Annotated in this window: 17 protein-coding genes and 2 pseudogenes; 11 read left to right on the top strand and 8 right to left on the bottom strand. The window is 74.4% G+C overall.

Annotation, left to right across the window (positions count from 1 at the left end; all coding sequences use genetic code 11):
- Positions 1-1,011, bottom strand: coding sequence for an agmatine/peptidylarginine deiminase (locus tag CG736_RS08315; RefSeq protein ID WP_198520398.1), 1,011 nt, complete (start codon positions 1,009-1,011; stop codon positions 1-3).
- A 262-nt stretch (positions 1,012-1,273) separates the two neighbouring features.
- Between CG736_RS08315 and CG736_RS08310 the strand changes: the two genes are divergently transcribed.
- The 5 genes from CG736_RS08310 (at position 1,274) to CG736_RS08290 (ending at position 6,825) form a co-directional block, all read left to right on the top strand.
- Positions 1,274-1,855 (top strand): TetR/AcrR family transcriptional regulator, encoded by a 582-nt coding sequence (locus CG736_RS08310; RefSeq protein ID WP_100585503.1) that lies wholly within the window; start codon positions 1,274-1,276, stop codon positions 1,853-1,855.
- 215 nt (positions 1,856-2,070) lie between these two features.
- Positions 2,071-3,234 (top strand): agmatine/peptidylarginine deiminase, encoded by a 1,164-nt coding sequence (locus tag CG736_RS08305; protein WP_100585502.1) that lies wholly within the window; start codon positions 2,071-2,073, stop codon positions 3,232-3,234.
- A 43-nt stretch (positions 3,235-3,277) separates the two neighbouring features.
- Positions 3,278-3,991 (top strand): urease subunit gamma, encoded by a 714-nt coding sequence (ureA, locus tag CG736_RS08300; protein ID WP_100585501.1) that lies wholly within the window; start codon positions 3,278-3,280, stop codon positions 3,989-3,991.
- On the top strand, positions 3,988-5,697 hold the full coding sequence (locus CG736_RS08295) for an urease subunit alpha (RefSeq protein ID WP_100585500.1): 1,710 nt from the start codon (positions 3,988-3,990) through the stop codon (positions 5,695-5,697). Before ureA ends, CG736_RS08295 begins: the two co-directional genes overlap by 4 nt.
- Before the next feature lie 180 nt (positions 5,698-5,877).
- Positions 5,878-6,825 (top strand): cytochrome c oxidase assembly protein, encoded by a 948-nt coding sequence (locus tag CG736_RS08290; RefSeq protein ID WP_100585638.1) that lies wholly within the window; start codon positions 5,878-5,880, stop codon positions 6,823-6,825.
- A gap of 63 nt (positions 6,826-6,888) precedes the next feature.
- Here CG736_RS08290 and CG736_RS08285 read toward each other — a convergent pair whose 3' ends face one another.
- The 3 genes from CG736_RS08285 to bla all read right to left on the bottom strand — a co-directional run bounded on the left by CG736_RS08285 (position 6,889) and on the right by bla (position 9,969).
- Positions 6,889-8,202 carry a DUF2254 domain-containing protein gene (locus tag CG736_RS08285; RefSeq protein ID WP_100585499.1) on the bottom strand — a complete coding sequence of 438 codons (1,314 nt, stop codon included), beginning with the start codon at positions 8,200-8,202 and terminating at the stop codon, positions 6,889-6,891.
- A gap of 238 nt (positions 8,203-8,440) precedes the next feature.
- Positions 8,441-8,857, bottom strand: a complete 417-nt coding sequence (locus tag CG736_RS08280; RefSeq protein WP_198520397.1) for an MBL fold metallo-hydrolase — start codon at positions 8,855-8,857, stop codon at positions 8,441-8,443.
- Positions 8,858-9,066: 209 nt separating this feature from the next.
- On the bottom strand, positions 9,067-9,969 hold the full coding sequence (gene bla, locus CG736_RS08275; protein WP_100585497.1) for a class A beta-lactamase: 903 nt from the start codon (positions 9,967-9,969) through the stop codon (positions 9,067-9,069).
- On the opposite strand from bla, the pseudogene CG736_RS38875 reads away from it, so the two are divergent.
- Together CG736_RS38875 and CG736_RS08265 are read left to right on the top strand one after the other, a co-directional pair.
- A pseudogene (locus CG736_RS38875) lies at positions 9,968-10,180 on the top strand (LysR family transcriptional regulator); the annotation flags it as partial. The gene bla and the pseudogene CG736_RS38875 sit on opposite strands and share 2 nt — an antisense overlap.
- Before the next feature lie 157 nt (positions 10,181-10,337).
- Positions 10,338-10,583 (top strand): annotated as a pseudogene (locus CG736_RS08265) (serine hydrolase); the annotation flags it as partial.
- Between the two features lie 47 nt (positions 10,584-10,630).
- Here CG736_RS08265 and CG736_RS08260 read toward each other — a convergent pair.
- On the bottom strand, positions 10,631-11,242 hold the full coding sequence (locus CG736_RS08260; RefSeq protein ID WP_157815477.1) for a hypothetical protein: 612 nt from the start codon (positions 11,240-11,242) through the stop codon (positions 10,631-10,633).
- A 218-nt stretch (positions 11,243-11,460) separates the two neighbouring features.
- Positions 11,461-12,672 (bottom strand): serine hydrolase, encoded by a 1,212-nt coding sequence (locus CG736_RS08255; protein WP_100585494.1) that lies wholly within the window; start codon positions 12,670-12,672, stop codon positions 11,461-11,463.
- Positions 12,673-12,785: 113 nt separating this feature from the next.
- Here CG736_RS08255 and CG736_RS08250 point away from each other — a divergent pair, with 113 nt between their 5' ends.
- The gene (locus tag CG736_RS08250; protein ID WP_100585493.1) at positions 12,786-13,940 is read left to right on the top strand and encodes a histidine kinase; all 1,155 of its coding nucleotides are present in this window, start codon (positions 12,786-12,788) and stop codon (positions 13,938-13,940) included.
- Entirely contained in the window at positions 13,928-14,572 is a 645-nt protein-coding gene (locus CG736_RS08245) for a response regulator transcription factor (RefSeq protein ID WP_100585492.1), read from the top strand. The genes CG736_RS08250 and CG736_RS08245 overlap by 13 nt, the downstream gene beginning before the upstream one ends.
- Before the next feature lie 76 nt (positions 14,573-14,648).
- Here CG736_RS08245 and CG736_RS08240 read toward each other — a convergent pair whose 3' ends face one another.
- Complete coding sequence (locus CG736_RS08240; protein ID WP_100585491.1) at positions 14,649-15,131, bottom strand: YbaK/EbsC family protein; 483 nt, start codon at positions 15,129-15,131, stop codon at positions 14,649-14,651.
- A 292-nt stretch (positions 15,132-15,423) separates the two neighbouring features.
- Here CG736_RS08240 and CG736_RS08235 point away from each other — a divergent pair, with 292 nt between their 5' ends.
- Complete coding sequence (locus CG736_RS08235) at positions 15,424-16,245, top strand: alpha/beta fold hydrolase (protein ID WP_100585490.1); 822 nt, start codon at positions 15,424-15,426, stop codon at positions 16,243-16,245.
- Positions 16,246-16,299: 54 nt separating this feature from the next.
- Here CG736_RS08235 and CG736_RS08230 read toward each other — a convergent pair whose 3' ends face one another.
- Complete coding sequence (locus tag CG736_RS08230) at positions 16,300-20,091, bottom strand: S8 family serine peptidase (RefSeq protein WP_232733870.1); 3,792 nt, start codon at positions 20,089-20,091, stop codon at positions 16,300-16,302.
- Between the two features lie 142 nt (positions 20,092-20,233).
- On the opposite strand from CG736_RS08230, the gene CG736_RS08225 reads away from it, so the two are divergent.
- Complete coding sequence (locus CG736_RS08225; protein ID WP_100585488.1) at positions 20,234-21,208, top strand: hypothetical protein; 975 nt, start codon at positions 20,234-20,236, stop codon at positions 21,206-21,208.
- Positions 21,209-21,244 lie beyond the last annotated feature (36 nt).

Here is a 21,244-nt window from a genome sequence, read left to right as displayed (position 1 = left end):
TCAGCCGCGGGCGGCCGGGATCTGCTGGGTGATGCAGTGGATGCCGCCGCCGCCCCAGGCCACCGCCCGGGCGCGGACGCCGACGACCTTGCGGCCCGGGTAGGCCTCGGCGAGGACGGCGAGGGCGCCCTCGTCCTCGGGGTGGCCGGCGACCGGGACGACGACGGCGCCGTTGGCCAGGTAGTAGTTGAGGTAGCCGACCTCGACCTCGCGGCCGTCGACCTCGACGAACGCGGCCTGCGGGACGTCGACGATCTCGAAGCGCCGGCCCAGGGCGTCGGTGGAGTGCTCCAGCACGGCGCGGTTGGCTCGCATCCGGGCGTAGTCGGGGTGCGCGGGGTCGGCCGGGAGCTGGACGACGACCTTGCCGGGGGCGGCGAAGGCGCAGACCCCGTCCACGTGTCCGTCGGTCTCGGTGTCCAGCAGGCCGCCGTACGGCAGCCAGATCACCTTGGTCACGCCGAGCCGTTCCTTGAGCTCCGCCTCGATCTCCTCCCGGCTCATGCCGGGGTTGCGGTTGGGGTGCAGCAGGCACTGCTCGGTGGTGATCAGGGTGCCCTCGCCGTCGACGGTGATCGCGCCGCCCTCGAGGATCATCTCGGAGCGGATCGCCGGCACGTCGAGGTGCTCCAGCAGCAGCGCGGCGATCCGGTCGTCGGCCTCCCAGGGGTGGTGCTTGCGGCCCCAGGCGTTGAAGCGGAAGTCGACGCCCGCGCGGCGGCCCTCGGCGTCGAGAACGAAGATCGGGGCGGAGTCGCGGAACCACGAGTCGTCCATCGGCAGCTCCACGACCCGGACGGCGTCGCCGCACATCGCCCGCGCCTCGTCGCCGCGGCCGGGCGGGACGGCCATCGTCACCGGCTCGAACTCCGCGATGGCACGGGCGACTTCGGCGTACTCGCGCTTCGCCTCGGCAAGCGTGTCGCCCCACAGGTCCGGGCGGACGGGCCAGGCCATCAGGCAGCCCTCGTGCTCGGCCCACTCGGCGGGCATGCGGTGGGTGACGGTCATGGGGAACCTCTTCGGGATCGGGTGTGCGGGTGGGGCGGAGGGCTCGACGGGCCGCCCTCGCGATGTCGCGGCAAGCGCGCCGCCGGGGAACGCGTCGCGGCTCGGACGGCTCGGACGCCTCGACGACCGGCCGGACGGTGCCCCGCATCCTTCACCTAGCTGAAAATTCAGTCAACCCTCTGCGGGCCTCTTGGGAAGTTTTCCTGACGGAACAGTCAGGATCCTGTCGAGTTCCGGTCCTGGGCGGGTAGGGTCGGCTCCCATGTCGGACCGACGGACAGGAATACTCACGGCCGCCACCCGGGTCATCGCCCGACGCGGGGTGCGCGGCCTCCGGATGGGCGAGCTGGCCACCGAGGCCGGGGTGTCCATCGCCCTGATCTACTACCACTTCACCGACCGGGCGGGCGTCCTGCGGCAGACGCTGGAGCACATCAGCGACCGCGCCGACCACTACACCACCGAGGACCGCCCCGCCCCGGGCCGCTCCGGGGACCCGCGCGCCGAGCTCGAACAGGTGCTGCTGCTGGAGCTCCAGGACACCGCCGAGGTGCGCGAGAACAGCATCGCCTGGGGCGAGCTGCGGGCCACCGCCGTGTTCGAGCCGGACCTGCGCGAGGAGCTGGCCCGCAGCACCCACAGCTGGGTGCACGATGTCGCCGACCTGCTCGCCCGGGCCGATCCGACCGGCACCGCCCCGGCCCACGCGGCGGCGGCGGAACGGCTCACCGCACTGGTCGAGGGCCTGAGCGTGCGCTGGCACAGCGGATCGCTGCCGGTCGAGCAGGCCCGCCGGCTGCTGCGCGACGCCGTCCGGGCGGAGCTGGAGCACCCGCCGGGCTGAGCCGGACCATCCCGGCCACCGCGCGCGGCCCACCCGGCGCGGGGTGCGGCCACACTCGGCGCGCCAAACTTGACTGACTTTTCAGTCAGTGCGAGAGTGCAGCTCCGGCGATGTCGGGCGACCGCGCCCACCGCCTGCCGGTGCCGCGCACGGCAGCACGCAGAGCCCCGCCCGCCGCACCGGCCCGATCCACCCTCGCCCCAGCGGAGTTCCTCGTGTTCCACTCCTCCCCCTCCCGCCGCACGGTGCTGCGCTCCCTCGCCGGCGCCGGCCTGATCGCCGCCGGCGCGACCGCCTGCGCGGCCGTCGACGACGTGCCGGCGGAGCCGTCCGCGAGCGGCCCGGCGGCCCCCACCGCACCCACCGGCCCTGCCCCCGGGCGACGGTTCGGCGGCGAGTGGGAGAAGCACGAGCGGACCTTCATGGCCTGGCCCGCCTCCGAGGACGTCTGGGGCGGGCAGCTCGGGGCCGTCCGCAAGGACATCGCCTCGGTGGCCCGGGCCGTCGGCGGGCGCGAGCCGGTGGTCCTGCTGGTCCGCCCCGGCCAGGAGGACTCGGCCCGGAACGCCTGCGGCAGCGACGTCGAGCTGCTGTCCCTCCCGGTGGACGACCTGTGGGCCCGCGACACCCTGCCGGTGTTCGTCGAGGAGGGCGGGAAGGTCAAGGGCGTCGACTTCAACTTCAACGGCTGGGGCGGCAAGCAACAGCACGGCGACGACGCCCGGGTCGCCCGGGCGGTGCTGGCCAGGTACGGGATGGAGCGGATCACGACCCCGCTCGTCGCCGAGGGCGGCTCCCTGGAGAGCGACGGGCAGGGGACGTTGCTGGTCACCGAGAGCTCGGTGGTGAACGCCAACCGCAACCCCGGGCTCGACCGCGACCGGGTCGAGGCCGAGCTCAAGCAGGCGCTCGGCGTCACCAAGGTGATCTGGCTGGCGGGAGTCCGGGGCCAGGACATCACCGATGCCCACGTCGACTGCCTGGCCCGCTTCGCCGCGCCCGGTGTCGTCCTGCTGGACCGGGCGTTCCCCGGCACCCCGCCCGACGTCTGGTCCCGCTCCGCCGACCAGGCCCGCGCCGTCCTGGCGGAGGCCACCGACGCGGCCGGCCGCCGGCCCAAGGTGATCGAGATCAGCCAGCCCGACCCCGACCTGATCACCGGGCGCGGCGACGCGTTCGTCTCCTCGTACCTGAACTTCTACATCGGCAACAAGGGCGTCTACCTGCCGTCGTTCGGCGACTCCCGGGCCGACGGGCACGCCCGGGAGGTGTTCCAGGACCAGTTCCCGGGCCGCGAGATCGTCCCCCTGCGGATCGACACCCTCGCCTCCGGCGGCGGCGGCATCCACTGCGCCACCCACGACCAGCCCGCCGGCTGACCTCCGCACCGCACTGCACCGCACCGAGGGAGAAGGGACCCCCGTGCAGCTGACCCCCACCGAGCGCGACCGGCTGTTGATCTTCACCGCCGCCGAACTCGCCCGCGCCCGCCGCGGCCGCGGCCTGCGCCTGAACGTCCCCGAGGCCACCGCGCTCATCTCGGACACCGTCTGCGAAGCCGCCCGCGACGGCCTGCGCCTCGCCGAGGCCGTCGCGCGCGGACGCGCCGCCCTCTCCCCCGCCGACGTCCTGCCCGGCGTCCCCGACCTGATACCCGAGATCCAGGTCGAGGCGGTGTTCGAGGACGGCACCCGGCTCGCCGTCGTCGCCGACCCGTTCGGCGGCGGCGGCCTCGGCGGGGCCGCGCCCGGCGCCGTGCTGCCGGGCCGCGGCGCCGAGCCGGCGCCGCGGCCGGTCCGCACCCTGACCGTCCGCAACACCGCCTCGGTGCCGATCTCGGTGACCTCGCACTTCCACTTCTTCGAGTCCAACCCGCGCCTGGCCTTCGACCGCGCCGCCGCGTACGGGATGCACCTGGCCGTGCCGGCCGGCTCCTCGGTGCGCTTCGACCCGGGCGCCACCGTCGAGGTCGGCCTGGTGCCGATCGGCGGCGAGCGGGTGGCGATCGGCTTCGCCGGCCTGGTGGACGGGCCGCTGGACGCGCCGGGCGCGAAGGACGCGGCGCTGGCCAGGGCCCGCGCGACCGGCTACCTCGGCATGAGCAGTGACGACGACACGGAGGAGAGCGAGCGGTGAGCAGCAGCATCGAGGCGTCCGAGTACGCGGCCGTCCACGGCCCCCGCGCCGGGGACCGGGTCCGGCTCGGCGACAGCGGCCTGGTCGTCCGGGTCGAGTCCGACTCCCAGCGGCCGGGCGACGAGTTCCTGGTCGGCTTCGGCAAGACCGCCCGCGACGGCCTGCACCTGAAGGCCGCCGCGGTCCGCGACACCTGCGACCTCGTCATCAGCAACGTGCTGGTGATCGACGCGGTCCAGGGCATCCGGAAGACCTCGATCGGCATCCGGGAGGGCCGGATCGCGTCGATCGGCCGGGCCGGCAACCCGGACACCCTGGACGGCGTGGACGTGGTCGTCGGCACCGGGACGGCGATCGTCTCCGGCGAGGGCCTGATCGCCACCGCGGGCGCCATCGACACCCACGTCCACCTGATGTCCCCCCGCATCATGGAGGCCTCGCTCGCCTCCGGCGTGACCACCATCATCGGCCAGGAGTTCGGCCCCGCCTGGGGCGTCGGCGTCAGCTCCCCCTGGGCGCTGCGGCACGCGTTCAACGCCTTCGACGCCTGGCCGGTCAACATCGGCTTCCTCGGCCGCGGTTCGTCCTCCCACCCGGCGCCGCTGGTGGAGGCCCTGGCCGAGGGCGGCGCCTGCGGGTTCAAGGTGCACGAGGACATGGGCGCGCACACCCGGGCGCTGGACACCGCACTGTCCGTCGCCGAGGAGTACGACGTCCAGGTCGCGCTGCACACCGACGGGTTGAACGAGTGCCTGTCCGTCGACGACACCCTGCGCGTCCTCGAAGGACGGACCATCCACGCCTTCCACATCGAGGGCTGCGGCGGCGGCCACGTCCCCAACGTGCTGAAGATGGCGGGCGTGCCGAACGTGATCGGCTCCTCCACCAACCCCACGCTGCCCTACGGCCGGGACGCGGTCGCCGAGCACTACGGCATGATCGTCTCCGTCCATGCCCTCAAGACCGACCTGCCGGGCGACGCCGCGATGGCCCGCGACCGGATCCGGGCCGGCACCATGGGCGCCGAGGACGTGCTGCACGACCTCGGCGCGATCGGCATCACCTCCTCCGACGCCCAGGGCATGGGCCGGGCCGGCGAGACCGTGCGCCGCACCTTCGCGATGGCCGGCAAGATGAAGGCCGAGCGCGGCCCGCTGGACGGCGACGGCCCGAACGACGACAACGAGCGAGTGCTCCGCTACATCGCCAAGCTGACCGTCAACCCGGCCATCGCGCACGGACTTGTCCACGAGGTCGGCTCGATCGAGGTCGGCAAGCTCGCCGACATCGTGCTCTGGCCGCCGGCGTCCTTCGGCGCCAAGCCGTACCTGGTCCTGAAGGCCGGCTTCCCGGCCTATGGCGTCACCGGCGACCCCAACGCCGCCACCGAGAGCTGCCAGCCCCTCGTCCTGGGACCCCTGTTCGGCGCCCACGGCGCCACCCCCGCCGACCTGTCCGTCGCCTTCACCAGCCTCGCCGCCGCCGAGGCGGGCACCGCCGCCCGGCCGTACGACACGATGACCACCCGGCGCCGCCGCGTCCCGGTCCGCCACACCCGCGGCATCGGGCCCGCGGACCTGGTGCGCAACAACCGCCTCGGGGAGATCCTCGTCGACGGCGCGCGGGGCCTGGTCACCCTCGACGGCGCCCCGCTGCACTCCGACGCCGCCCAGGAAGTCTCGCTGAACCGCCTCTACTTCCTGTGAGCGGGAGCGCCGGCGGCACCGGCGGAAACACTCCCGTCGCCGGGGGCGCTGACCGGCGCGCCGTAAGCGACGCCTAGGCTGGGTCCGAACGAAACCGACCAAACCGGACCCGCGGCACCGCGTGGGGACGGACGGCATGGACGAAAGCGGGGCCGCCCGATGGGCGACGGCATGACGGGGATGCACCACCACGGCGGGGGGCCCCTGCCGTCGTTCACCCTCTCGCGGGCCATGGAGTTGTCGCCGGACTGGCCGTACCTGGCCTTCTGCGCGCTCGCCTTCGGCCTGTACCTGTTCGGGGCGGTCCGGCTGTGGCGGCGCGGCGACAAGTGGCCGGTCGGCCGGCTGGTGGCCTGGACGGCCGGTGTCGGCACGGTGTTCCTGGTCACCAACACCAAGCTCAACGACTACGGCATGGTGCTGTTCAGCGCCCACATGATGCAGCACATGGTGCTGTCCATGCTGTCCCCGATCCTGCTGCTGCTCGGCGCGCCGATCACGCTGACGCTGCGCTCGCTGCGCCCGGCCCGCAAGGGCAGCGGGCGCGGGCCGCGCGAGCTGCTGGTCGCGCTGCTGCACAGCCGGCTGGTGCGGATCGTCTCGCACCCCGCGTACACCATCCCGATCTTCATCGCGAGCCTGTACGGGCTGTACTTCACCCCGCTGTTCGACTACCTGATGAAGTACCAGATCGGGCACCTGGCGATGATGCTGCACTTCCTCGCCGTCGGCATGCTGTTCTTCTGGCCGATCATGGGCGTCGACCCGGGCCCGCACCGCCCCGGCTTCGTGATGCGGATCCTGGAGCTGTTCATGGGCATGCCGTTCCACGCGTTCTTCGGCGTGGCCGTGATGATGGCCTCCGGGCAGCTGGTCAACACCTTCACCTCCGAGCTGGCCCCGATCGGCACCGACCTGCACGCCGACCAGCAGCTGGCCGGCGGCATCACCTGGGCGTTCGGCGAGATCCCCACCGCGATCGTGCTGATCGCCCTGACCCTCCAGTGGGCCAAGTCCGAGGAGCGGCAGGCCCGCCGCCGCGACCGGGCCGCGGACCGTGACGGCGACGCCGAGCTGGTGGCGTACAACAAGTACCTGGCCTCGCTGAACCGCGGCGCCGCGAGCTGACCGCAGTTCCTCCTCGAAGTCCGCCCGGAGCTCCTCCGGGCGGACTTCGCGTTCCCGGGGCGCTCAGCCGATGCCCTGGCGGTCCGGGGCGAGCGCGAACAGCCGGTTGTCGTGGTCGCGGACGGCCTCGGCGACGGCCCGTTCCAGCAGCTGCCGCTGGACGAGCAGCGGGGGGCGCCGCGGCTCGGGGGTGATCCGCAGCAGGTCGTCGAGGGCGGCCACCAGGCGGCGGGTGACCTGGGGCTGGCCGGCGCCGCAGATCCGGATCTCGGTGAACGCCAGGTCCACCGTCGCCTCCCATCCCGGCACCGGCTGCACCAGCCGCACCGCGCCGTCCCGGTCGCGGTGGCGCAGCTCGCCCAGGTGGTAGGGGGCGAGGACGGCGAGCAGCTGGTGGATCCGGTCGACGGCCTGCACGGCGGTGGTGGGGTCGTTGACGGCGGGCGACAGGGCACGGATGGCGATGTCGACGAGCTGGCGGAAGCCGAAGCTGAGGTCCTGGTGCATGGTGCGGTCGACGCCGACGTTCAGCGCGGTGGTGATCCACCCGGGCCGGGGCGGGGTGCCGCCGACGACCAGCACGGTCGGGGTGCCGGACGCGATGAAGTCGCCGATCCGGGGCACCAGGTGCAGCACCGTGCCGTGCCGCCGGGCGACCCGCACCAGCCGGCGGATGTTCACGTCCCGCAGCACGCCGGCCCGTCCCTCGTGCAGCAGCGTCGGCCCCTGCGGGCCGAGGCCGTCGGCGGGTTCCGGGTTCAGCCACCGGTAGGCGAGCAGCACCTGCAGCGACTCGCGGGTGACCCGGTCGATCACGTGCGGCACGCGCAGCAGCCGAAGCGTCGCCTGCACGTACAGCACGAACAGGCCCAGGCTGAGCATCACCAGGACGAGCGCGACGACCGTCGACACGATCGGGACGGAGACGGCGCGCGTCGGGTCGGTGGTGTCGTCGTAGCCGAGCTGCACCAGCAGGGTGAAGACGAACGTCGCCAGGCAGGTGGAGAACGTCGCCTTGGTCAGCCGGCTGCGCACGTACAGGCGCAGCACCCGGGGGCTCATCTGCCCGGCGGCCATCTGGAGCGACACCAGGGAGATCGAGAACACCACGCCGATGAAGGTGAGCATCGCGGAGCTGATGGTCGACACCACGCTCTTCGCCGCCGTGGCGAACGACAGCAGGGTGTCGGCGGTCTGCTCGGCCGTCGCCTCGGCGAAAATCTCCTGGTCGATCAGGTCGGTCAGCCCGGCCAGCAGCACCGCCGTGACGCACGCCACCAGCGGCCCGAACCAGAACGACTCCCGCAGGTGCTCCCGCAGCGGCGACAACGCCCGGTAGTGCGGCCGCCGGGCCCGGCCACTGTGCTGCTCGCTCATCCCGCCAGGCTAGATGCGGGCCCGCCCGGGCCCCGGGAACGACGCTTCCAGTTCCCGTGCGGGCACCGGCCGGCAGGCCCTGCGGTTGGTTGCACGAGGTGACAGGACGCCAGGAGAGCTGCTCGCCGGGGTGACCGGTGCCGGCGGACCGGGCCCGAACCGACCCGCCGTCAGCAGCACCCGCCCGGTTCGGCCCGGACGCCGGCGGCCTCGGCGTCGGCGATCCGGCCGCGCAGCATCAGGTCCAGCACGGCCGGGTGAGGCGCTGGCCGTCGAGGATGTCCAGGTCCCGGGCCGGGGCGTCGGCGGGTGCGGTGCGGGCGATCAGGTCCCAGCCTGCCGGGCGCATCAGGACGCGGGCGCCGTAGCGGTCGGCGAGCAGCTGCGCTCCGCCGAAGTGGTCGTAGTGGCCCTGGGTGACGACGATGTACTTGATCGCCGCCGGGTCGGCGCCCAGCGTGCGCAGCCCGGGGAGTATGACGTGCTCGGCGTCCGCCGGTGAGGTGAGCGCGTCGATCAGCGCGATGCCGTCGCCGGGCGGCACGGCCGTCGCGGAGACCCGGCCGGCGCTCAGCACGGCGAGGTCGTCGAAGAGTTTGAGGGGCGCCGGTGCGGGCGGGTGCGGGGCGGTCGCTCCGGGGGTGAGCGCTGTCACGAGTGCGCACAGCACCGGGTCGTCGCCTGCCGGTTCACGGGCGCGGTCGTAGTGGTCCTGCGCCTCGACGGCGGCTGCGGCGGCCTGCGCGGGGGCGGTGAGCGGGCCGGCGAGGGCGGGGGGCGGTGAGGAGGCCGAAGGTGCGTCGGGAGAGGGTCATGCGGTTTCTCCTTGCTTGGGCCGTGCGGCCTCTCCTTGCTGGTGCGTGGTCAGCCGAGGGCGTTCAGTGCGGCCTCGGTGGCCCGGGCGATCAGCTCGTCGTCCGAGGCGGCGTCCGGTCGGGCGCGGTCGGACAGGACGACGATCACCACGGGGCTGCGGCCGCCGCCGGGCCAGGCGACGGCGATGTCGTTGCGGGTGCCGTGGTCGGCGTTGCCGGTCCGGTCGGCGACCTTCCAACCGGCGGGGACGCCCGCCCGGATGTACGGGCCGCCGGTGGTGTTGGCGAGCATCAGGTCGGTGAGCAGCCGGCGCCGGTCGGCGGGCAGGACGTCGCCGAGGACGTACTGGCGCAGGTCGGCGGCCAGCGCGCGGGGTGTGCTGGTGTCGCGGGTGTCGCCCGGGGCGGTCTCGTTGAGCGTCGGCTCGGTGCGGTCGACGTGCGTGGTGATGTCGCCGAGGTCGCGCAGGGCCTGCTGGACGGCGGCGGGGCCGCCGACCTCGGCCGTGACGAGGTTGGCCGCGGTGTTGTCGCTGTGGTCCAGGGACGCGGCAAGCAGGTCGCGCAGCGTCATGCCGGTGTCCACGTGCTTCGAGGTGACCGGGGCCCACGTCAGCACGTCCGCCTGACGGTACGTCACCACCTTCTCCAGGTCGGCATCGGAGGCGCGGCGCAGCAGGGCGCCGGCGGCCAGGGCCTTGGAGGTGGAGGCGAACGCGAACCGCTCGTCCGCGTGGTGGGTGATCTCGCGGCCGCTGCCGGTGTCCAGCACGTACACGCCGAGGCGGGCGCCGAAACGCTGTTCGAGCTGGTGGAAGGGGTCGGCGACGGGCGCTGCGACGGGGGGACCGGGCCTGGGCGCCGGCTGCGGGTGTGCGGCGCATCCGGTCAGGACGGTGGCCGCGAGCAGCGGCGCGGCGAGCAGGGCGGTGCGGGGCTTCGTGGAGTGCATGGCCGACAGCCTGCGCCGGCCGATTCGGTTGCACAAAGACAGAACTGACACTTCTCATGCGTTCTCCGCATACGATGCGCCCGTGGACTTGGTGGGGGCGTGCCGGGTGTTCGTCCAGGTGGGCGAGCGCGGGAGCTTCACTCTGGGCGCTGCGGCGGCCGGGGTGCCGCAGCCGGTGGCGAGCCGGCGGATCGCCGCGCTGGAGCGGCACTTGGGCGGTCTGCTGTTCGACCGCTCGGGCCGCCGGGCCGCGCTGACCCCGTTCGGGCGGGATCTGCTGCCGTCGGCGAGGCGGCTGGTCGAGCTCGCGGACGCGCTGGAGCACGACGCCGAGCAGGCCCGGCTCCGGCCGCTGGCGTTCGCCGTCGATCCGGCACCGATTGGCGCCCGACTTCGACTCGGACGCCGCCCGGTGGTCGTCCAAGACCGGCACGCTGCTCAACCTGCGCCACGAGATCGGGGTGGTCGAGCACGACGACGGCTCCCGGTACGCCGTCGCGGCGCTGACGGAGTCCACCGTGCCCGCGGCGGTCCAGCCGACGGCCGAGGCGGTGCTGGCCCGGTTGGCCCGCACGCTGCACGACCTGCTGCACGACCTGCTGCGGGCCGGCTGAGCGACCGCCCTGCGACCGCCGCTGCGGCCGGCCGCGCCGACGGGTCGTCAGGACGGCGGGACGAACGGCGACGGGGTGACCAGGGTGGTCCTGCCCCCGGTGTCGACCATCGTGCGCACCTCGTCCGGGTCATCGGGGTTGATGCAGAAGACCAGTGCGGTGTCGCTGGCCGGGTCGTACCGCACCGTCGCCGCGCCGCGGGCCCGCACCAGCACCTCGTCGAGTTCCGGGGCGAGCACCCAGGCGGCGTCCGCCGGCAGGTACGGCGCGAGCGAGGCGGGGACGTCGCCGCCGTGCGGGAGGTCGTCGGCGGCGAAGACGGGCTTGCGCGCGGGTTCGGTGCGCCGGCCGTCCAGCAGTCGCTTCACCTGACCGGGCTTCAGGTGCAGCACCGCGAACATCGGATGCTCGTTGCTCGGGACCAACTCCCGCTCGCCCCCGGGCCAGTGCAGCACCCACTGCGCGTCCACCAGCTCACCGAACCGGTGGAAGCGCGTCACCATCGGCGCCGTGTCGGTACGCAGCCCGGTGGTTTTGACCGCGTCGGACTCGATGACCCGCTCACCGTGCGCCGGGCCGTTGGCGCGACAGGCCGCCAGCCCCCCGAAGACCGCCCCGAGCACCAGGAAGGCGCCCACCACCTTCGTCCTCCGCCGCACTGCCCGCCCCCTCCGCCTGGACCGCCCACCTGCCGCCCGGATCCCGTCCCTTGTCGGCCCCCATGCTGGCCGACCCCGTCGAGCCGATCATCAACTCGAAGGATGACCCGATCGCTCCGTGTACGCCTGGAGAACGAGCCCGCCACCCGTCCCGCGCCGTCGCTCCCCGTCCCTCACCTGCCTCTACGGCCGCGCCGCTCCCCCGTCCTGACGGGCAGTCAGTCGCTGCCGCACAGCGCGTGGTCGACCAGGGTGTTCTCGGCCGCGGCGATGCGCGCCACGTCCTCCGGGGAGGCGATGGTCACCCCCGAGAGTGAGACCGTGACGGCGCGGCGGCCGTCGGCGGTGGTGCCGGTGGCGGTGATCCAGCCGGAGTCGCCGCCCTCGTGGCCCCAGTAGACGCCGCCGCAGGACAGCGGGCGGGAGAACAGGCCGAGTCCGTCGCGGGCGCCCGGCATCAGCTGTTCGAAGTCCTGGCCGACGGGGACGGTCTGCTGCAGCTGGGCGAGTTGGGCGGGCGGCAGCAGCTTGCCGCCGAGCAGGGCGGCGAAGAAGCGGTCGAGGTCGGCGGTGGTGGAGACCAGGCCGGCCTCGCCGTTGGCTCCCATGCCGACCTGTTCGGTGACGTCCACCAGCGGGCCGCCGTCCTGGAAGCGCTGGTAGGTGGCGGCGTGCGGCTGCGGCAGGGTGGGGGTGGCGCCGGGACGGGAGGTGTGGTCGAGGGCGAGCGGCCGGACGATCCGGTCGTGCACCTCCTGGTGCCAGGGGTGTCCGGTGACCCGTTCGACGATCATGCCGAGCAGCACGTAGCCGGTGTTGCCGTAGCTCCACTGCGTGCCGGGGCGGAAGTCCGGCTGGTGGGCCATGGCCCGGGCGACGGTCTGCTCGGCGGTGACGGTGTCGTTGCGGTGCTGCCGGAAGTCCTCCGCCGAGGTGTAGTCGGGGTAGTCGTCGTGCAGGCCGCTGCGGTGCTGGAGCAGGTCGCGGACGGTGATCGCCCGCCCGTCGTTGCCGTTGCCGGACACCACGCCGGGCAGCCGGCTCTCCACCGTGTCGTCCAGCGTCAGCTTTCCCTCGGCGACGAGTTGCAGGACCACGGTGGCCACGAAGGCCTTGGTGACGCTGGCGATCCGGAAGTACCCGTCGGCGGGCACCGGCTGCCGGGTCGTCACGTCGGCGACGCCGCCGACGGCGGTGGCGTCCGGGCCGTCGGGGCGGGTCAGGCGGGCCTGCACGCCGGTCGCGCCGAGCGCGGTGAGCGCGTCCACGTCGCGCTGGAGCGCGGCGTTCGTGCGGTGTCCGCCGTCGCCCCGCCGCTCGGCGACGGTCGCGCCCAGCAGGCCGGCGGTGACCGCTCCGGCGGCGAGGGCGGACAGCAGCAGGGTGCGGCGGCGGGAGCGGCGAGGGGTCTCGTTCGGTGTGTTCGTCATGGTCGTCGACGCTAGGCGCCGCGGGGTGGTGCGGTCGGTGCCCCGTACTGGTGGGAAAAGGGTGCAGCTTGCTGTAGTGCCCGGCGCGGTGACGATGGCTCAGACTTGTCCGAATGAATGATCACAGGGGCGGCCGGCTGTCGGCGTGGTGGCGCGGCCTGGGGTATCTGCTGGGCGGTCTCGGCACGGGCGCGGCCACGCTGCTCGCACTGCCGGTGCTGCTGGCGCCGAGGGCGGCGCGCGGCTGGGCGTCCTGGCACCGCCGGCGCGCCGACCGGCTGCTGCTCGCCGCACCGTCGGGGCCGGTCCGGGTCGGCTGGTGGCGGCTGCTGGCGTGGACCGGCTCGCACGCCGTCACCGGCCTGGCGTTCGGCACGTTCACCGCCCTGTGCGCGGGCAACACGGTGACCACGGCCGTCACCCTCCCGCTGTGGTGGGCGCTGCCGGCCGGCACCCGCGCGGGCGGCTTCGCGGCGGGCGTTCCGCTGACCGGCTGGGGCGCCGCGCTGACGCTCGGGACGGCCCAGTTGGCCGCGTTCGCGGCGTTGACGTACGTCGCGGTTCCGCTGCTGGCGCGGCTGCACGCCCGGTTGTGCGTGCTGCTGCTGTCGCCTTCGGCGACCGAGCGGCTGGCCCGGCAGGTGGCGACGCTGACCGAGACCCGGGCCGGTGCGATGAGCGCGCACGGCGCGGAACTGCGGCGGATCGAACGGGACTTGCACGACGGCACGCAGGCCCGGCTGGTGGCGATCGCGATGCGGCTCGGGGTCGCCCGCGACCTGCTCGACGAGCAGCCCGAGTCGGTGTCGAGGCTGCTGGCGGAGGCGCAGCAGGGCACCGAGGACGCGATGGCGGAGCTGCGCGCCGTCATCCGGACGATCTACCCGCCGATCCTCGCCGACCGGGGCCTGGCGGGGGCGCTGGCCGCACTGGCGGCGGGCGCGGCGATCACCACGGACCTGGACACCGCCGACTGCGGGGACGTCCCGGCGGCGGTGGAGGCGGTCGCGTACTTCACGGTCGCCGAGGCGCTCACCAATGCCGCCAAGCACAGCGGGGCGGCCCGGGCGGGCGTCCGGGTGGGCCGGGACGGCGACCGGTTGACGGTGCTGGTCACCGACGACGGGGTGGGCGGCGCGGACGAGTCGCGCGGCACCGGCCTGGCCGGGATCCGCCACCGGGTCCTGGCACTGGACGGTACGGTGCGGGTGCACAGCCCGGTCGGCGGGCCGACCGTGATCGAGGTGGGGCTGCCGTGCGGGTCGTGATCGCCGAGGACCACGTGCTGCTCGCCGGCGGTCTCGAACTCCTGCTCACCGCCAAGGGTTTCGAGGTCGCGGCCATCGCCGGCGACGCCCCGGCCTTCCTCGCCGCCGTCGCCGAACACCGCCCGGACGTCACCATCGTCGACGTCCGCCTGCCGCCCGGCTTCCGCGACGAGGGCGTCCGCGCGGCCATCGAGGCCCGCCGCCTGCACCCCGGGCTGCCGGTGCTGGTGCTCTCGCAGTACGTCGAGCGGCAGTACGCGGGCGAGCTGGTCTCCGACGGGCGCGGCGGGGTCGGCTACCTGCTGAAGGACCGGGTCGGCCGGGTCAGCGAGTTCGTCGACGCGCTGCGCCGGGTGGCGGCCGGCGGCACGGTGATGGACCCGGAGGTCATCGCCCAGCTCCTCACCCGCCCCGCCCACGACCCGATCGCCGCCCTCACCCCGCGCGAACGCGAGGTCCTCGCCCTGATGGCCGAGGGCATGGACAACGCGACTCTCGCCACCCGCCTGGTCATCACCGACAACGCCGTCCACAAGCACATCGGCAACATCTTCACCAAGCTGGGCCTCTCCCCCGCCGACAGCGGCCACCGCCGGGTACTCGCGGTGCTCACCTACCTCAGCCGGCAGTGACAAACCGGGTCGGTCCGGCCTCGGCGGCACCCGGGACCCTCGAAGGCCTGCTCGCCGCCGCCCTCCTGGCGGCCCCTCAGGGGCCGACCGGGAGCAGCGTGCCGCCCGTCAGGCGGAGGAGTTCGGCGGCGGTGGTGGGGAAGACGGTGTGCGGGGTGCCGGCGGCAGCCCAGATCTCGGGGTAGTCGGTGAGGGCCTGGTCGACCACGGTGGGGAGCGGGCGGGGGTGGCCGGTGGGGGCGACGCCGCCGATGGCCTGGCCGGTGGCCTCGCGGACCTGCTCGGGGGTGGCGCGGCGCAGCGGTCCGCGGCCCCAGCGGGCGGCGAGGGCGGCGGTGTCGACGCGGTGGCGGCCGCTGGTGAGCACCAGGACGGGTTCGCCGTCGGAGTGGAAGACCAGGCTGTTGGCGATCGCGCCGACCTCGCAGCCCAGGGCGGCGGCGGCCTCGGCGGCGGTGCGGGCGGAGTCGTCGAGGACCCGGACGGCGCCGGGGAGGCCGGCGGCGGCGAGTGCGTCGGCGACCTGGGCGCTACGGGCCGGCAGGGCGGTCGGTTCCACCAGAACTCCTCGGGGGCGCAGGGCGTTTCGGGCGGCCGTTCCCGATCCGGAACGGTCCGCACGGGGAACGTTAGACCTCGTGGGAGCGACGGATCAACCGACCTTCGCCGGCGCCGTCCGCCCGGTCGACGAAGCGGCGGCGGGGCGCCCGGACGCTGCTGACGCCCCGTCACCCGGCGCTCCGACCGGGGAGTTCGCTACTCGCGGGTCTCATTGATCGACATCGCGCCACGTGGCATTGTCGCCTCACACCCCGTGGCCGACCGGCCCCGCAACGTTGGGAGATGAGCGGATGAGCACGCAGAGCCCGTGGACGGCCCGGACGGTGGCCGGGGCCGGAGTCGACCTGCACTGCCGGGACTGGGCGGGCGCGGCCGACGCGCGGCCGGTGCTGCTGCTGCACGGGCTGGCGGGGCATGCGGGCGAGTGGGACGCGCTGGCGGCGGCGCTCGCGCCGGCGCGCCGGGTGGTGGCCGTCGATCAGCGTGGTCACGGCCGCTCGACCCGTCGGCCGGAGGATCTCGGGCGGGACGCGTACGTGGCGGACGTGCTCGCGGTCGTGGACGCCCTCGGTCTGGAGCGTCCGCTGCTGGTGGGGCAGTCGCTGGGCGGGCACACGGCGCTGCTGGCGGCCGCCGCGCATCCGGGGCGGTTCGCGGGGGTGGTGCTGGTGGAGGCCGCGGCCGGGGCGTCGCCGGGCGCGCCGGCGGAGATCGGGGCGATGCTGGCGGACTGGCCGGTGCCGTTCCCGGAGCGCACCGCGGCGGTGCGGTTCTTCGGCGGCGGCCCGCTCGGCGAGGTGTGGGCGGACGGCCTGGAGCAGCGCGGCGACGGCTGGTGGCCGCGGTTCGACCCGGAGGTGATGGTGGCGGCGCTGGCCGAGAACGCCGTCCGGGAGCGCTGGGAGGACTGGGCGGGCGCGGCGCACTGCCCGGCGCTGCTGCTGTTCGGGCAGCACGGCATCATTGCGGCGGCGGACGCCGAGCGGATGCTGACGCTGCGTCCGGACGCGCGCGCGGTCAGCCTGCCCGGCGCGGGCCACGACGTCCATCTGGAGCACCCGGCCGAACTGCACCGCCTGGTCGCGGAGTTCCTGCACGGCCTGGCCGCCTGAGCGAGCGGGCCCCACCGGCGCAGTGCCGGCGGGGCCCGGGCTGGAGAAATGCGGTCAGCGCACGGCGTACGCGTCGGTGACGGTCTGGGTGACCGTGGCGCCGTCGGCCGAGGCCAGGGTGATCCGCAGGCTGACGGTCTTGCCGGTGGCGCCCGTGTGGTCCAGGACGGCGACGTGGTCGGCGCCGACCGGGGCGTCCGTCCAGGTGGCGCCGCCGTCGTAGGAGAAGGCGAGCCGGGCGTCGGTCAGCGCGCCGGGGGTGTAGCCGCTCTGACCGGTGGCGGAGAGCGCTGCCCGCAGCGGTCCGGCGGCGACGGTGTTGTTGCCGTCGAGGTCGATCCGGTAGGCGGGGAACAGCAGCGGCAGCGACTGCGAGTACGCGGCCGGGTCGGTCGCCGAGCGGAAGCCGAACTCGGTGCGGACGGCGGTGGAGCGCTGCCACAGGTCGCGGTGGTGGAACCGGGCCTGGTCGAGCACCAGGGTGTAGTCCCGGTCTTCGTCCGGGAGCTGCCAGACGAACGACGGGCCGAACCAGGAACGGCCCAACGAGGCCCCTCCGCTGAACAGTTCGACGCCGGCGGCGTCGCCGAAGTAGGACTGGCTGCCAGTGTGGTCGGCGTTGCCGTCGCCCCACAGGGTGCGGGTGAAGTCGACGCCGATCAGGTCGGCCTGGCGTTCGCCGACCAGCAGCGCGGAGCCGTCGGCGGCGCGTCCGGCGGTGGGCCGCAGGACGCCCTGGTACCACTCCTCGGTGCGGTGCTGCCCGGCCTGGTAGCGGCGCGGCAGGTCCTGCATGAACTCGGTGAACGGCCAGCTGCTCTGTCCGTCGTGCAGCCAGGTGGTGTCGTCGGCGGTGTAGTACGCGGTCCGGGTGGACGGGGTGGCGACCAGGCCCTGCCCGACGGCGCTGCCCGCGTACGGGTTCCACGGGCGCTCGATGCTCAGGTAGTCGCTCATCCGGACCGGCGTGCCGGTGGAGTGCCAGTTCTCGGTGACGGTGGCGAGGTCGCGGTCGCGGACGGTGCGGCGCTGCTTGGCGCCGATCGAACCGGCGTCGTGGAACGCCAGGTTGTAGACGTAGGGGCTGTCGGCGGCGGAGGTCCACGCCAGGGTGACGGCGCCCTTGCCGAGGGCGGCCTTCAGCTTCGCGGCCTCGTCGGCGTTGATCGGCAGCACGGGGGCGTCCAGGCTGACGTCGTTCTTGCCGTACACGCCCGGGCTCTGACGGTAGGTCAGCACGCCGACGGCGCCGGCGTTCTCGGCGTTGGTGGAGACGGTGCGCTGCGAGGTGCCGTCGTCGGGGACGAGCACCAGCTTGCCCCTGACGTCGGCCGCGGCCAGGTCGGCCGGGGTCGCGCTCGCGGCGTGGGTCAGCAACGCGCTTCCGGTGGCGGGCAGTTGGGATTCGGCGGCGAACTGGGCGTAGTGCGGCTGCAGCGTGAGGCCGGCGCCCTTGAGCACCACCTCGGGGGCGGCCATCCGCAGGTAGCTGCCGAACTCGAAGCCGCCGGTGCGGGCCTTCCCGGAGCCCCAGGCGGAGAGTTCGACGGGCAGCACGCCCGCCCGCACGCCGGTGGAGTCCACCCACTTGTCGCCCCACCAGCGGCCGAGTTCGAGCGAGGCGCCGCGCACCTGGAGGTCGCGGTCGGCCTGCACTTCGATCCGGCTCGCCTGGCGGGCGTCGAGGGTGAGGACGGTGTCCTTGGTCAGCTGGAGCTCGGGCATGGCGAGCGCGGTGACGGCCTTCGGCGCGGCCTCGCCGGTGGTGTCGCCCCGCTCGGGGGTGACCACGTAGCCGCTCAGCGAGTAGCTGCCGGGGCGCAGCCGGTAGACGATCTCGCCGTTGGCGTCGGGGGCCCGGCGGGTGCCGGTGGCCTGGCCGAGGTCGATCACGGTGATGCTGGTGCCCGCCTCGGACGCGGCGGGCCTGCCGTCGCGGTCGATCAGCTTGACCCGGACGGCGAGGGTCTCGGGTTCGACGTACGCGTTGAACGGGGTGGAGACGGTGGTCCCGTCGTCGGCGGTGGCGAGCACCCGGCCGGTGACGTCGCCGTACTGGCCGCCCGTCAGCTTCGCGTTGCCGTCGAAGGTGAGCGGCACCCGCACGGTGGCGCCGGCGGCGACGGTGACCTTGTCCGCGCCGAGCCTGACGACCTTCGACTTGACGGCGGACTCGTCGTCGCCGTCGGTGCGCTGCACGGCCAGCTTGAGTGTGACGGGCCGGTCGGAGGTGTTGGTGTACGGGAGTTGGACGGTGCGGGTGTCGGACTTCTGCTGCGGGTACGCGAAGTCGCCGAAGCCGACGGAGGGCGCGCCGAGCACGCTCTGGCCGGCGGCGACGTCGACGCGCAGCCGGCCGGCGCCGGTCTGCTGGACGTCGCCGGGGACGGTGGCCAGCGCGGAGGAGACCAGGGCGGCCTTGAGCTGGGCGGCGCTCCACTCGGGGTGGCGCTGCTTGACCAGGGCGGCGCTGCCGGCGACCAGCGGGGTGGCCATCGAGGTGCCGGACATCGAGGTGTAGGCGTAGACGCCGCGGCCGCCGGCGGCGGCGCCCTTGACGTCGACGCCGGGCGCGGCGATCTCCGGCTTCAGGGTGTGGCTGCCGGTGACGGAGCCGTGCGAGGAGAAGCTCGCGGTGTTGTCCTTGCCGTCGACGGCGCCGACGGTGAGCACGGCGGGCGCGCAGCCGGGCGAACTGACGGACTGGTACTGGCCGAGGTTGCCGGCGGCGACCACGAACAGCGCCTTCGACTGTTCGGCGATGCGCTGCGCGGCGACCGACATCGGGTCGGTGCAGTCGGTGGGTTCGGGGCTGCCGAGGGACATCGACACCACGTCGGCGCCGGAGTCGGCGGCCCACTGCATGCCCGCGATGATCTGCGCCTCGGTGCCGGAGCCGTTGTCGTCGAGGACCTTGCCGACCAGCAGCTTAGCCCGGTCGGCGACGCCGCGTTCCCTGCCGCCGGACGCCTTGCCGGTGCCGGCGATCTCGGAGGCGACGAAGGTGCCGTGGCCGACGGCGTCGTGGACGTCCTCGTCGACCGTGTCCGCGGTGAAGTTGCGGCGGGCGTCGACCTGTCCGGCCAGGTCGGGGTGCTGGTCGTCGATGCCGGTGTCGAGGACGGCGACCTTGACGCCCTGTCCGCCGAGTCCGGCGGCCCAGGCGGCGGGGGCGCCGATCTGCCGGGTCTCGGCGTCGTTGGTGGTGCGGACCTTGCGGTCCAGCCACAGCTTGGTCAGGCCGTCGCGGCCCTTGCCGTCCGGGCCGATCAGCTGGTTCCAGGTGCGGGCGGCGTCGTCCTTGGCGGGGGTGAACGCCACGCCGTCGACGGCCGCCAGCTGCCTGGTGCCGGCCGCCCGGGACCGGGCCTGCGGGCTGGCCTCGGCGGCCTGCGCGTCCCGGTAGGTGGCGATGAGGGGGAGCGTTTTCACGCTTGCGTCGTCGTAGCCCTGGCGCAGCAGTGAGCTGACGTTGAACAGGCCGCGGTCGACGGTGCCGGCGGCGAGCGCGGCGGAGGCGTGCTGCGGGACGACGTACTGGTCGCCGTTCTCCTGCTGGGTGAACGTCAGCGGGACGTCGCCGTGCTCGTCGGGCAGGACGGTGACGGCGGTGCGGCCGTCGGTGCCGGTGCCGACCTGCACCCGGTCGCCGGTGATCAGGGTGACGGTGCGCGGGGCGGCGCTCTGACGTCCTGTCAGGGTGGAGCCGGGGTCTCCGGGCTGGGCGGCCAGGGCCTGACCGGTCGAGGTGAGCGTGCCGACGGCGAGGATGCCCGCCGCCGTCAGGGCCATCGCGCCGCGTATGCGCGCCCTTTGTGTCATGAACGCCTCCAGGTGTCGGGTCATGGCCGGTGAGCCTGGCAGAAAACCGGGCCGGCCGGTCATGATGTGGCCTGGCGGGTCACCGCCCGGCGGCAAACCGCCACCGCCCGCACGGCGGTGCGCGGGGCACGGGCGGCGGCCCTGGGCACGGCGGAACGGAGCGCGGATGCTGGCGGCGATAGGTCTGGACGAGCACGCCGAGCGGGTCTACACCCACCTGGTGGCCCACGGCCCGGCGACCCTCGCCGAACTGGCCGCCCGCTGCGGCCCGGTGCCGACCGGCTCGCTCGAACTGCTCCAGGCCTGCGGGCTGGTCGCCCCCGGCGCCGGCCTGCGCTACACCGCCGCTCCCCCGGCGGTCGCCCTGGAGGCCCTGCTCACCGGCCAGCGACACGCCCTGCGGGAGGCCGAGTTGACGGCCTCCACGCTCACCGAGGCCTACCGTTCGGCGACCGCCCGGCAGGACCGGGCGCACCGCGACCTGATCGAGGTGGTGGCGGGGCGGGCCGCGATCAGCCACCGCGTCGCGCAGTTGCAGGCCGGCGCGGAGCACGAACTCCTCGCGCTGGTGACGGGCCGTCACCAGGTGGTGCCCGCCGACGAGACAGGGGCCGAGTCGGCGGCCGTGGAACGCGGCGTCGGCTACCGGGTGGTGCTGGAGCGCCGGGCGCTGGACGAACCGGGCGCCGCGGCGCCGCTGTTCGAGGCGATGGACCGTCAGCAGCAGATCCGGGTGGTCGACCAGGTCCCCACCAAGCTGATCGTCGCGGACCGCTCCCTCGCCCTCGTCCCGCTGACCGGCTCCACCGCCGACCCCGTCGCCCTGGTGGTCCGCGCCCCCGCCCTGGTCACCGTCTTCACCGTCCTGTTCGAACAGACCTGGGAGTGGGCCCACCCGCTCGGCCGCACCGGCTCCGCCACCGTCGCCGTCGGCCCCGTCCCCGCCGGCGACCCCGACGAGACCGACCGCCGCATCCTCGCCCTCCTCCTCTCCGGCGCCACCGACCCCGCCGTCGCCAAACAACTCAGCCTGGGCCTGCGCACCGTCCAACGCCGCATCAGCCGCCTGATGTCCCTGGCCCGCGCCGACACCCGCATCCAACTCGGCTGGCAGGCCCACCGCCGCGGCTGGGTCGACTGACGTCCCGGCCGGGTCGGCCGCTGTCCGGGCGTCCCG

This window comes from Kitasatospora sp. CB02891, assembly GCF_002803145.1.
Lineage (GTDB): Bacteria > Actinomycetota > Actinomycetes > Streptomycetales > Streptomycetaceae > Kitasatospora > Kitasatospora griseola.
This window is presented reverse-complemented; position numbering and strand designations above follow the sequence as displayed.

Bases quoted from the DNA above. Each gene is read 5' to 3' on its own strand.
- CG736_RS08315 (WP_198520398.1), bottom strand. From the start codon at position 1,011: ATGACCGTCACCCACCGCATGCCCGCCGAGTGGGCCGAGCACGAGGGC.
- CG736_RS08310 (WP_100585503.1), top strand. From the start codon at position 1,274: ATGTCGGACCGACGGACAGGAATACTCACGGCCGCCACCCGGGTCATC.
- CG736_RS08290 (WP_100585638.1), top strand. From the start codon at position 5,878: ATGCACCACCACGGCGGGGGGCCCCTGCCGTCGTTCACCCTCTCGCGG.
- CG736_RS08285 (WP_100585499.1), bottom strand. From the start codon at position 8,202: ATGAGCGAGCAGCACAGTGGCCGGGCCCGGCGGCCGCACTACCGGGCG.
- bla (WP_100585497.1), bottom strand. From the start codon at position 9,969: ATGCACTCCACGAAGCCCCGCACCGCCCTGCTCGCCGCGCCGCTGCTC.
- CG736_RS08255 (WP_100585494.1), bottom strand. From the start codon at position 12,672: ATGACGAACACACCGAACGAGACCCCTCGCCGCTCCCGCCGCCGCACC.
- CG736_RS08250 (WP_100585493.1), top strand. From the start codon at position 12,786: ATGAATGATCACAGGGGCGGCCGGCTGTCGGCGTGGTGGCGCGGCCTG.
- CG736_RS08235 (WP_100585490.1), top strand. From the start codon at position 15,424: ATGAGCACGCAGAGCCCGTGGACGGCCCGGACGGTGGCCGGGGCCGGA.
- CG736_RS08230 (WP_232733870.1), bottom strand. From the start codon at position 20,091: ATGACCCGACACCTGGAGGCGTTCATGACACAAAGGGCGCGCATACGC.
- CG736_RS08225 (WP_100585488.1), top strand. From the start codon at position 20,234: ATGCTGGCGGCGATAGGTCTGGACGAGCACGCCGAGCGGGTCTACACC.